The organism is Paracoccus sp. FO-3, from assembly GCF_006386455.1.
GTDB lineage: Bacteria > Pseudomonadota > Alphaproteobacteria > Rhodobacterales > Rhodobacteraceae > Paracoccus > Paracoccus versutus.
Genome location: NZ_VCBQ01000047.1, coordinates 26,255 through 37,875 on the forward strand (window position 1 = coordinate 26,255; position 11,621 = coordinate 37,875).

Consider the following 11,621-nt stretch of genomic DNA (forward strand, 5'->3'; position numbering starts at 1 on the left):
GCCCATGGAAACCAAGGCCAATTACGTCCTGATCGGAGCCTTCACCATCGCCGGCTTCCTGGGGATGCTGCTGTTCCTGATGTGGTTCGCCAAGCTGCAACTGGACCGGCAATTCGCTTATTACGACATCTATTTCCCGGAAGTGTCGGGCCTGGGCATATCCTCGGAGGTGCTTTTCGCCGGGCTTTCCGTCGGCAAGGTGGTGGACATGCAGCTGTCGCAAAGCGTGAACGGCGCGGTCCGGGTCCGCATCGAGGTGGCCGAGGATACGCCGGTGCGCACCGATTCCCGCGCCGCCATCGAGATCCAGGGCGTCACCGGCGTCGCCAATGTGGCGATCACCTCGGGCCGCCCCGATTCGCCGCTGCTGCGCGACGTGGACCCGGATTCGATCCCGGTCATCGCCGCCAACCGCTCGGCGCTGCAAACGCTGTCGGACCAAGGCCCCGAGATGATTTCGCGGCTGAACACCGTAGCCGAGCAGCTGACCCGGCTTTTGGGCGACGAGAACCAGAACCGGGTGCGCAACATCCTGGACAATGTGGAACGCTCCAGCGCCAACCTGGACAAGGCGCTGGCCGACGTGACCACGGCGACCGATTCCATCGCCTCGGCCGCATCCGACATCTCGGCCTTCGGCGAGCGGCTGGACGGGCTCAGCGCCGCGGCCGAGACGACGCTGGGCAATGCCGACACCGCGCTGGCCAAGTTCACCGAAAGCGCGGCCAAGGTCGACACGGCGCTGGATTCGGGCACCGCCACGCTGGACGAGGTGCGCGCCTATGTTGCGGGCGACCTCAAGGCGCTGACGCAGCGGCTGGACCAGACCGCCACCACGCTGCAATCCGATCTGACCCGGCTGGCCGGGCGCGCGGACCAGAGCCTCGACAACCTGGACGCGGCCCTTGAGGTCGGAAGCCGCACGCTGGCTTCGGCCGAGCGGGCCTTCGACGGCGCCGACCGGGTCATCAACAGCAATGTCGAGCCGGTGGTGGCCGACCTGCGCGTGACGCTGGGCAAGGCGAACGAGGCCATCGACCGCGTGGTTGCCGACCTGCCCGAGATCACCGAGCGGCTGCGCAATGCCGCCGACAGCGCCGAGACCGCCTTTGCCAGCCTGCGCGGGATGCTGGACAGCGCCCGCGCCCCGGTGCAGGCTTTCACCCGCGAGGGGCTGCCGCAATTCACCCGCATGGCCGCCGATCTGCGCGGGCTGGTGGGCAATCTGAACGAGCTGGTCTCGGCGTTGCGGCGCAACCCCTCGCAAATCTTCTCGGGGCCGCGCGCGCCCGAGTTCCGCCGCTGAGAGGTCCGCCATGCGTCTTGCCGCCGCCTTGCTTGTCCTGACCCTGACCCTGCCGGGCTGCGCCGCCTTGCGCGCGCTGGAGGGCGAGCCCGACCGCGACGTGTTCGAGCTGCGCCCGCCTTCGGACGTGCCGCGGAACTGCGGCCGCGGCCGGCTGGCCGAGCTGGTGATCGAGCCGCCCAAGGCGCGCGGCACGCTGGACACCGATCGCATCATGATCCGGCCGAACCAGTTGCAGACGCAATACCTGCCCGATGCGCGCTGGGGCGACACTGTGCCGGTGACGCTGCAAACCCTGCTGGTGCGCGGCTTTGCCGTCTATGATGCCTTCACCCATGTCGGCCGCGCGCCGCTGGGCGCGGCGGGCGATTACGCGCTGATCTCCGAGATCAACGACTTCAACGCCGAGGTCGCGGGGCAGGGGGCCGTCATCAAGCTGTCCGTCGATGCACAGATGGTGCGCGAGATGGACGCCCGCGTCGTCTCGCGCGGACATTTCACCGCCACGGCCCAGGCGGCGACGACGAAGACGGCCGACCTGATCCCGGCCTTCGATGCGGCCGGCCAGCAGCTTGTCGCGCAGATGACCGACTGGGGCCTCAACGCGGTGGGGGTGAACCCGGCGCGCTGCCGCTGATCAGAGGATGCCGTGCTGCTTCAGCAGCGCCTTTTCGTCGCCCGTCACCCAGCCGAATACCCTGGGCGTGCCGTCGAGGATCTGCACGAGGTAATGCACCTCGAAGTCGATGGTCACATCGGGCGCCTCGCCCCGGTCATAGACGGCCCGCCAGCCGACATGGGCCAGGCAATGCAGCGCGTCCATCGGCGAAAGCCGGATCTCGCGGATCGTCATCGCCTTGGTGCCGATGGCGCGGTAATGCGCATAGCCCTGGGCCATCGCCTGCCTTAGCTGGTCGTCGTTCCGGCCCGCCCTGACGCCCGCCGGAGAAGCGGCGATGAACTCGGGCGCGTAAAGCGCGGCGACCTCCTCCATATCCGCCTCGCCGGCCAGCGCCTGCGTGAACAGCCGTTCGTAGCGGGCGAAGAATGCGCGGATGCTGTCCTCCATGGCTTCCTCCTGTCAGCCCTTGTGGAAGTGATCGACGATTTTCTGCGCCATGGATTCGCTGATCCCCTCGACCGCGACCAGATCGGCCAGGCCGGCGCGGCTGACCGCCTTGGCGCTGCCGAAATGCTGCAGCAGAGCGCGCTTGCGGGCCGCGCCGATGCCGGGGACCTCGTCCAGCGGGTTCGCCATCACCGCCTTGGCCCGCTTGGCGCGATGCGTGCCAATGGCCCAGCGATGCGCCTCGTCCCGCAGGCGCTGGATGAAATACAAGACCGGGTCGTTCATCCGCAGCGCGAAGGGGCGCTGGCCATGACGGTGGAACTCTTCCTTGCCGTGGTCGCGGTCCTCACCCTTGGCGACACCGACCATCGGGATGTCCTCGACCCCCATCTCGGCCATGATCTCATGCACGGCCGAGACCTGCCCGGCGCCGCCGTCGATCAGCAAAAGATCGGGCCAGGTGTCGGTCTGGCGGTCGGGATCCTCTTTCAGCAGGCGCGAGAAGCGGCGGGTCAGCACCTCTTTCATCATGCCGAAATCGTCGCCCGGCGTGATCTCGGTGCCCTTGATGTTGAACTTGCGATACTGGCTCTTGATCCAGCCCTCGGGGCCGGCGACGACCATGCCGCCCACGGCATTGGTGCCCTGGATATGGCTGTTGTCATAGACCTCGATGCGCTGCGGCACCGCGGGCAGGTCCAGCGCCTCGGCCAGCCCCTCCAGCAGCCGCTGCTGCGCGGCGCTTTCGGACATGCGCCGCGCCAGGCTTTCGCGGGCGTTGCGCAGGGCGTTTTCCACCAGCTCGGCCTTTTCGCCGCGCCGGGGCACGCCCAGCACGACCTTGCGCCCGGCCTTTTCCGACAGCGCATCGGTCATCAGGTCGGGATCCTCGATGCCATGCGACAGCAGGATCAGCCGCGGCGGCACCTTGCCGTCGTAGAACTGCGCCAGGAACGCCTGCATCACCTCGTCGGCCGATTCCACGCCGTTCAGCTTGGGGTAGAAGTCGCGGTTGCCCCAACTCTGGTTGCCGCGGATGAAAAAGACCTGCACGCAGGCCTGCCCGCCCTCCATGTGCAGGCCGATCACGTCGGCCTCGGGGACGCCGCGCGGGTTGATCGCCTGCACCGATTGCACGGCGGTCAGTGCCTTGATGCGGTCGCGCAGCGCGGCGGCGCGTTCGTATTCCATCGCCTCGGCGGCTTCGGCCATCTCGCGCGCCAGGTCGGCCTGGATGCGCGTGGTCTTGCCCTGCAGGAACAGCTCGGCATCGGCGACCAGGGTGTTGTATTCCTCCAGCCCGATGCGGCCGACGCAGGGCGCGCTGCAGCGCTTGATCTGGTAAAGCAGGCAGGGCCGCGTCCGGCTGGAAAAGGTGGCGTCGGTGCAAGACCGCAGCAAAAACACCCGTTGCAGCTGGTTCAGCGTCCGGTTCACCGCCCCGGCGCTGGCGAAGGGGCCGTAGTAATCGCCCTTTTCCGCCTTGGCGCCGCGATGCTTCTTGATCTGGGCGAAGGGGTGCGACTTGGCGACCAGGATGTTCGGAAAGCTCTTGTCGTCGCGCAAGAGCACGTTGTAGCGCGGCTTGAGCTGCTTGATGAGGTTCTGCTCCAAGAGCAGCGCCTCGGTCTCGGTGCGCGTGGTCAGGAACATCATCGAGCAGGTCTCGCGGATCATCCGCGCGATCCGTGCCGAATGCCCGGTGCCGCGCGCATAGTTCGAGACCCTGGCCCGGAGGTTTCGGGCCTTGCCGACGTAAAGCACCGCCCCCTGCTGGTCCAGCATGCGATAGACCCCCGGCGAGCCGTCGAGCGTCCGCAGATAGTCCTGGATCAGCGCATGGCCGGTCTTGGAGGGGCGCGTTTCTGGGGTGGAATCGGTCATCTTGTTAACAAAATGATTCTCGGGCTCGGCTGCAAGTTCGGGCAGGAAAGTTCAAGCTGAATCCTGTCCACGGAATCTGTGGATAACTCTGTGGGTGAGCTTGGGAGTATCACATGTTCAATTAGCGTTTCTTGGGGTTTCGTTACTTTGCACAAATTCTAGGCAGTATTGTAACTGGTTGATTTATGAGAATATTTTTTCTCTCCTCCGCAATCGACTGAATTTCTTAGCAGAATCGTGAAGATTGCGTGAACGCCTTCCGCAAAGTGGACAACTTGCCGCGGACAGGCGATTTTCCGCCTTATTCGACGCCCAGCACGTCGGGAGTGCGCCAGGCAAGGTGCTGGCCGCCGTCCACGCAGATCAGCTGTCCGGTGACCGAGGGCGCGTCCATCAGGTAGCCCAGGGCGGCGCAGACATCCTCGGGCCCGGCGCCGCGTTGCAGGATGGTCGCGGCGCGCTGGTTGGCGAAATGCCGGTCGGATTGGCGGGTGCCCTGCATGGTCGGGCCGGGGCCGATGGCGTTGACGCGGATCTCGGGCGCCAGGGCCTGGGCCGAGGTCCGCGTCAGCCACCACAGCCCGGCCTTGGCCAGCGAATAGGTCATGAACTCGGGCGTGGGCTTCAGCACGCGCTGGTCGATCATGTTGACCACCAGCGCCCGCGCCACCGGCTCGGCCCCGCTGCGGTCGGCCCTGGGGGCCTGCCGGGCGAAGGCCTGCGTCAGCACGAAGGGCGCGCGCAGGTTCGAGCCCATGTGCCGGTCCCAGCTGTCGCGCGTCGCCGTGGCGATGTTGTCGTATTCGAAGATCGAGGCATTGTTCACCAGCAGCGCCAGCGGCCCCAGCGCGGCATGGGCGCGGTCGACCAGCGCCTCGCTCTGGTCCAGGTCCAGCAGGTCCGCGCCGAAGACCTCGGCCCGCACGCCCAGGGCGCGGGCCTCGGCGGCGGTGGCCTCGGCCTCGGCGGCCGAGCTTTGGTAATGGATCGCCACGTCCAGCCCGCGCCGGGCCAGATACAGGGTGATGGCCCGCCCCAGCCGGCGGGCGCCTCCGGTCACCAGCGCGGTCATTTCCGCCCGATCCCCAGCAGCCGCGCGATCACGCGGCGCACCCCCGGACCGGCGGCCAGCGCCAGCGCGATGATGATGAGCAGGCACAGGATGACGGTCTTGATCATCCGCGCCCCGCCCCGAAGCGTGCGAAGGCGGCGCGTTCCTCGATCCCGTCGATCAGGTCATCGGCGGAAAGGCCGAAGCGGCGCAGCAGCGGCACGCGCTGGCCATAGGTCAGGAAGCGCACCTCCTTGCCGTAAAGCTCGCGCATCTTGGGCACCAGATGGGCGATGCCGTCCGCCAGCCCCAGTTCGACCGCCTCGCGGCCGGTCCAGATCTCGCCGGTGAACAGGTCGCTGTCCTGCGGCAGGCGGTTGCCGCGCCGGGCCAGCACCTGCTGCTTGAAGGCGTCGTGGATCGGGCCCAGCAGGCGGTTCAGCCGGGCGACATCCTCGGGCGTCTCGGGGCGGAAGGGGTCCAGCATCGACTTCGAGCGGCCGGCAGTATGCACGCGCCGCTCGATGCCGTGGCGCTGGATCAGCTCGGCAAAGCCGAAGCCCGAGGAGATCACCCCGATCGAGCCCAGCACCGAACTGTCGTCGGCCCAGATGTAATCCGCCGCCGTCGCCAGCCAGTAGCCGCCCGAGGCGGCCACGTCCTCGACGAAGGCATGCACCGGAATCTCGCGTTCCTCGGCAAGGCGGCGGATGCGGGCGCCGATCAGGCTGGACTGCACCGGCGAGCCGCCGGGCGAGTTCAGGGCCAGCGCCACGGCGGCGGGCTTGCGCCGCTTGAAGGCGCGCTCCAGCAGCGGCGCCAGGGCGGCGTCGGACAGGCCGGGGCCGCCGCGGCCGGCAACCCCGATGGCGCCTTGCAGGCGCAGGACGGCAACGGTGGCCGGGCGGTTCAGGAACGGTATTCTCATGGGTTTCCAGATAGGGGGCTGCGGGGCTGCGGGCAAGCGGTCAGCGCTGCGCTTTCAGAAAGGCAAGGACGTCGGCGCGGTCGGGCATGGCGTCGCCCGCGCCCTTGCGGGTGACTTGCAGCGCGGCGGCTGCGGCGGCGTGGCGCAGGGCATCGGGCGGGGTCTCGCCCCGCGCCAGCCCGGCGGCGAACCAGCCAGTAAAGCAATCCCCGGCGCCGGTCGTGTCCACCGCCTGCACCGCGAAGGCCGGCTGGTGCCAGGCCTGGCCGCTGCGCAGGTCGCGGAACTCGGCCCCTTCGGCGCCGCGGGTGATCAGCAGGCCCTCGACCGGCAGGTCTTCGCCAAGGGCGGCGAAGGTGTCGCGGGCCTCGATCTCATTCACCGCCAGGATCGAGACATGCGGCAGCACCTCGCGCAGCGCGGCGATGCTGAACGGGGCGGCGGAATAGATCACCCGCGCCCCGGCCCGGCGGGCGTGCAGGGCGGCTTCGGCCTGCAGGTTGGTTTCGTTCTGCATCAGCAGGATGTCGTCCCGGCCCAGCCCGGCGGGGCGGGCCAGCTCGGCCGGCAGGGCCAGGTTGGCGCCGCCATGCAGCACGATCGAGTTCTCGCCCGCCGCATCGACCAGGATGATGGCATGGCCGGTGGCGAGGCCTGGCAGCCGCGCGATGGCCGAGGTCTGCACCCCCGCTGCGGCAAGCCGCCGCGGCACCCAGTCGTCGCCCGCGCCCATGGCGCCCAGGTGGATGACGTCGGCGCCGGCGCGGGCGGCGGCGACGGACTGGTTCGCCCCCTTGCCGCCCAGCCCCTGGGCATAGGATTGCGCGTGCAGCGTCTCGCCCGGACGGGGCAGGGCGGGCAGGCGATAGACATGGTCGATGTTGATCGAGCCGAGATTATAGATCGTCATGTCCCGCCCCTCGCCGGTGTCGCGCCGGCCCATCTGAACGGCGCGCGGGCGGCTTGTCCATATCGGCCGGGACGAAAGCGCGTCCGGGCCATGAAAAACGCGCCCCGAGGGGCGCGTTTCAGGATCAGGAGCGGGCGATCATTCCGGCTTGCGCGGATGCTTGATCGGCTGCCACAGCTTCTTGTTGGTCAGGTAGAGCAGGGCCGACAGCACGATCAGGAAGATCACCGAGACGAAGCCGACCTGCTTGCGATCCATCATCTTCGGCTCTGCGGTCCACATCAGGAAGGCGGCCACGTCGCTGGCCATCTGATCGACCGTCGCCGGGGTTCCGTCCTCATAGGTGACCTGGTCGTCGCTGAGCGGCGGCGCCATCTGGATCCAGTTCCCCGAGAAGGCGGCGTTGTGGTAAAGCACCGTCCCCGCCTCTTCCTTTTCCTCGCCGTCATAGCCGGTCAGGACCGCGTGGATGTATTCCGGGCCGCCGATGCCGTTGAACAGCTGCGACAGGCCGGTGCCATAGGGGCCGTGGAAACCGGCGCGCGCCTTGGCCATCAGCGACAGGTCCGGGCCCATGCCGTCGCCGGTCACGGTCGGGAAATGGTCGGTGGGAACGCGCGGGCGATCCTCGCCGGTCTCGGCATCGGTGATGTCGAAATTCGCGGCATAGGCGCGGACCTGGTCCTCGGGCAGTTGCGGGCCGCCTTCGTCGGCCAGCGTCCGCAGCGGCACATAGCGCAGGCCGTGGCAGGCCGAGCAGACCTCGGTATAGACCTGCAAGCCGCGCTGCAGCTGGTGCTGGTCGAAGGTGCCGAAGGGCCCCTCGAAGCTGAACGAGATGTCCTCGATATGCGCGACGGCATGGCTGTCGGCGGCCTCCTCGGCGTGTTCGGCCGGGGCTTCCTCGGCGGCAGCCTCCTCGGCCGGGGCTTCCTCCGCGGCCGCTTCCGGTTCCTCGGCGGCGGGCTCTTCGGCAGGGGCTTCTTCCGCGGCCGCTTCCGGTTCCGCAGCCGCAGGCTCTTCGGCAGCAGGCTCGGCCTCGGCGGCTTCGCCTTCAGCCGGAGCTTCCTCGGCTGCCGGTTCCTCGGCAGGGGTTTCTTCCGCCGCCTCGGCAGGCTCTTCTGCAGCCGGCTCCTCGGCTGCCTCGGCCGGGGCTTCCTCTGCGGTTGCCGCCGGTTCCTCGGCAGCAGGCTCGGCCTCGGCGGCCGGTTCCTCGGCTGCCGCCGGAGCTTCCTGCGCCGCAGGCTCCTCGGCGGCGGGTTCTTCCGCGGGTGCTTCCTCTGCGGCCTCTTCCGTGGCTTCGGCTTCGGCTTCGGCTTCAGGCGCGGCGGTTTCGGCCGCCGGTGCCGGCTCGGCCGCCGGGGCGGCCGTGTCGTTGGTCTGGTAGCTCGAGCCCGCGGGGGCCGTCGTGCCCGGCGCGGTGCTTGCGTCCTGCGCCACGGCGCCGCCTGCCAGGGCAACCGTCAGGGCCGCAACAGCCGTGAGCGATGCGTTTCTCAGGGTCATTGTTGCCTCTCCTTACTCGGCAGGATGGGTTTCGGGCCCGTAATGGGCGTTGAAGTCTTCCTCGATGGTCTGCGGCATGGGATCGGGCTTCTCGATGATGCCCAGCAGCGGCAGGATGATGAGGAAATAGGCGAACCAATAGGCCGCCCCGGCCAGCGCGATATAGGGATAGATCCCCTCGGCCGGCATGGCGCCCACCCAGGTCAGGACCACGAAATCGACCGCCAGCAGCCAGAACCACCACTTGAACAGCGGGCGATACTGGCCCGAGCGCACGCGCGAGGTGTCAAGCCAGGGCACCAGCGCCATGACCAGGATGGCGCCGAACATCGCGATCACGCCGAAGAACTTGGCGTCGATGATGCCGAAGGACAGCCATTCGACCAGCATCACCAGCCAGACGTCGGCGGTGAAGGCGCGCAGGATGGCGTAGAAGGGCAGGAAATACCATTCCGGCACGATATGCGCCGGCGTCACCAGCGGGTTCGCCTCGGTGTAGTTGTCGGGGTGGCCCAGGTAGTTCGGCATGAAGCCGACGATGGCGAAGAACACCACCAGGATCACGGCCAGCGCGAACAGATCCTTGATCACGAAATAGGGCCAGAAGGGCAGGGTGTCCTTCTTCGCCTCTTCCTTCGAGGTGCGGCGGACCTCGACGCCGGTCGGGTTGTTGTTGCCGGTGGTGTGGAAGGCCCAGATATGCACCACCACCAGCGCCGCGATGACGAAGGGCAGCAGGTAATGCAGCGAGAAGAAGCGGTTGAGCGTCGGGTTGTCCACCGCCGGGCCGCCCAGCAGCCAGGTCTGGATCGCTTCGCCGATGCCGGGGATCGCGCCGAAGAGGCCGGTGATCACCGTGGCGCCCCAGAAGGACATCTGGCCCCAGGGCAGCACGTAGCCCATGAAGGCGGTGCCCATCATCATCAGGTAGATCAGCATGCCGACGATCCAGGTCACTTCGCGCGGCGCCTTGTAGGAGCCGTAGTAGAGGCCGCGGAAGATGTGGATATAGACGGCGAGGAAGAACAGCGAGGCGCCGTTCGCATGCAGGTAGCGCAGCATGTAGCCGCCGTTCACGTCGCGCATGATATGCTCGACCGATGCGAAGGCCAGGTCGACATGCGGCGTGTAATGCATCACCAGCACGATGCCTGTGGCGATTTGCAGCACCAGGCAGAAGGCCAGCACGATGCCCCAGATCCACCACCAGTTGAGGTTCTTGGGGGTGGGGATCATCAGCGTGTCGTATACCAGGCTGACGACGGGCAGGCGGCGATGCAGCCAGCGCTCGAAACCCGTCTTGGGCTCGTAATGGTCGTGGGGAATACCGGCCATGTGCGCCTCCTCAGCCCAGTTTGATGGTGGTTTCGTCAAGGAATTCGGCAACGGGGATCCACATGTTCTCGGGCGCGGGGCCCTTGCGGATACGTCCGGCCTGGTCGTAATGCGAGCCGTGGCACGGGCAGAACCAGCCGCCGAAATCGCCGGCGCCGTCGCCGATCGGCACGCAGCCCAGATGGGTGCAGACGCCGATCATTACCAGCCATTCGCCGGCCTCGTCCAGCGTGCGGTTTTCGTCGGTGGCGGGCGCGTCGGGCTTGTTGGGGTTCTGGGCGCTCTGGTCGATCAGCTGGTTCAGCTGGACCGCGCGGCCGCCCTCGATCTCTTCCTCGGTGCGGCGGCGGATGAACACGGGCTTGCCGAGCCATTTCACCGTCAGCTGGGTGCCGGTCTCGACGCCGCTGACATCGACCTGGATCGAGGCGAGCGCCTGGACATCGGCCGAGGGGTTCATCTGGTTGACAAGGGTCCAGGCGGCGGCTCCGGCTGCGACGGTGCCGGCACCGGCCGTCGCGTAGTAGAGGAAGTCCCTCCGGGTGGCGCCGTGGTCGCCTGCGTGTTCGTCTGCGTGGGACACGGTTCTGATCTCCATTTATGCCCCGTAATCGGGGCGATACGACGGAACGGGTCGTGTTTATCGCACAGCCCTCGCCGGGCGGTTCTAGCGATCAAATCCGCGTCAGTCCAGCGGCCCCGGTGCGAGCCAGCGCCGCAAATCGACGCAGGTGTGGGATTTTGGTTGCGCGGGAAGCGCCGGCTTTTCGGCTGTTTGCGCTAAAGCAGTCCTTCGCTGCGAAAGCTCAGCTCGCGCGAGCGTCCGATGATCAGGTGATCGTGGACGGCGATTCCCATCACCTCGGCCGCGGCGGCGATGCGGGCGGTCATGCTGATGTCGGCCTGCGACGGCGTCGGGTCGCCCGAGGGGTGGTTGTGCATCATCCCTCGAAATATTTTACCTAGCTGAAAATATTTGAGAATATCCTAATTCTCAGATAGGAGGGGACGTTGATTGGGATATGTAGATCGTGCTCTAGCATGATCGTCACGCTCCGTCCTCAGCCCGCACGCCGATTCGCCCCAAGGCCCGGCAACTCACTTTGTTCTTTTCATCCCAGGCGTCAAGTTCGCTCGTTGGGTAGAGGACGGCTTTGCCGATCTTGACGAACGAAGGACCAATCCTCATCGACCTCCAGTTCCGTAGGGTTCCTGGCGAGACGGTCCCACGATAGCGCTCCGAAACTTCGTCTGGTGTGAGAAACCTGTCGTCTGTCATTTTGATCTCCTCGTATTGGGGCCGACTGAGGACTGAAGGACAGAGGCTTGCCTGCTTCAGTCCGTCACAGTCAGTAAGTCGTTGGCCGGGGCGTTCATATCTGCGCACGGAAATACATGCTCGCACTTGGGAGAGGGCGAAAGCAGAAGTTGGTGGTCGTAGGGACGCAGGATATTGCCGGCTAAACAACGGCGGGTCGTTCGCTGAGGGCCAGAGGCGTCGTTTGTTGGGAGATCTCCAGACTGAGAATCGCGGTGTTCACTTGCCATTGGTGTCGATGATTGCCGAAGTGCCTAAGATCCGCGTCAAATGGGCCGCTTTCAATGGTAACCGGCCGATTGTTACCGCGGCGA

General features: G+C 67.0%; 10 protein-coding genes and 2 pseudogenes. 2 read left to right on the forward strand and 10 right to left on the reverse strand.

From position 1 onward, the window contains the following. Positions 1-4 precede the first annotated feature (4 nt). Positions 5-1,306 (forward strand): MlaD family protein, encoded by a 1,302-nt coding sequence (locus tag FE811_RS14370; protein ID WP_116222038.1) that lies wholly within the window; start codon positions 5-7, stop codon positions 1,304-1,306. Positions 1,307-1,316: 10 nt separating this feature from the next. After that, positions 1,317-1,943 carry an ABC-type transport auxiliary lipoprotein family protein gene (locus FE811_RS14375; protein ID WP_116222039.1) on the forward strand — a complete coding sequence of 209 codons (627 nt, stop codon included), beginning with the start codon at positions 1,317-1,319 and terminating at the stop codon, positions 1,941-1,943. Here FE811_RS14375 and FE811_RS14380 read toward each other — a convergent pair whose 3' ends face one another. From FE811_RS14380 to FE811_RS14425, 10 genes and pseudogenes are all read right to left on the reverse strand, one after another. Next, positions 1,944-2,375 (reverse strand): DUF4440 domain-containing protein, encoded by a 432-nt coding sequence (locus FE811_RS14380; RefSeq protein ID WP_116222040.1) that lies wholly within the window; start codon positions 2,373-2,375, stop codon positions 1,944-1,946. 12 nt (positions 2,376-2,387) lie between these two features. Beyond that, the gene (uvrC, locus tag FE811_RS14385) at positions 2,388-4,259 is read right to left on the reverse strand and encodes an excinuclease ABC subunit UvrC (protein ID WP_116222041.1); all 1,872 of its coding nucleotides are present in this window, start codon (positions 4,257-4,259) and stop codon (positions 2,388-2,390) included. 301 nt (positions 4,260-4,560) lie between these two features. Beyond that, positions 4,561-5,331, reverse strand: a complete 771-nt coding sequence (locus tag FE811_RS14390) for an SDR family oxidoreductase (protein WP_036759049.1) — start codon at positions 5,329-5,331, stop codon at positions 4,561-4,563. A gap of 103 nt (positions 5,332-5,434) precedes the next feature. After that, on the reverse strand, positions 5,435-6,238 hold the full coding sequence (locus FE811_RS14395) for a S49 family peptidase (protein WP_072461656.1): 804 nt from the start codon (positions 6,236-6,238) through the stop codon (positions 5,435-5,437). 40 nt (positions 6,239-6,278) lie between these two features. Continuing rightward, positions 6,279-7,148, reverse strand: a complete 870-nt coding sequence (locus FE811_RS14400) for a ribokinase (protein WP_116222431.1) — start codon at positions 7,146-7,148, stop codon at positions 6,279-6,281. Between the two features lie 138 nt (positions 7,149-7,286). Then, a pseudogene (locus tag FE811_RS14405) lies at positions 7,287-8,000 on the reverse strand (cytochrome c1); the annotation flags it as partial. Between the two features lie 666 nt (positions 8,001-8,666). Next, positions 8,667-9,989 (reverse strand): cytochrome b, encoded by a 1,323-nt coding sequence (gene petB / locus FE811_RS14410; RefSeq protein ID WP_114535821.1) that lies wholly within the window; start codon positions 9,987-9,989, stop codon positions 8,667-8,669. Positions 9,990-9,999: 10 nt separating this feature from the next. Further along, the gene (gene petA, locus FE811_RS14415) at positions 10,000-10,572 is read right to left on the reverse strand and encodes a ubiquinol-cytochrome c reductase iron-sulfur subunit (RefSeq protein ID WP_208021296.1); all 573 of its coding nucleotides are present in this window, start codon (positions 10,570-10,572) and stop codon (positions 10,000-10,002) included. 197 nt (positions 10,573-10,769) lie between these two features. Beyond that, a pseudogene (locus FE811_RS14420) lies at positions 10,770-10,934 on the reverse strand (JAB domain-containing protein); the annotation flags it as partial. Between the two features lie 103 nt (positions 10,935-11,037). Further along, positions 11,038-11,268, reverse strand: a complete 231-nt coding sequence (locus tag FE811_RS14425; protein ID WP_140847956.1) for an AlpA family transcriptional regulator — start codon at positions 11,266-11,268, stop codon at positions 11,038-11,040. Positions 11,269-11,621: the final 353 nt, after the last annotated feature.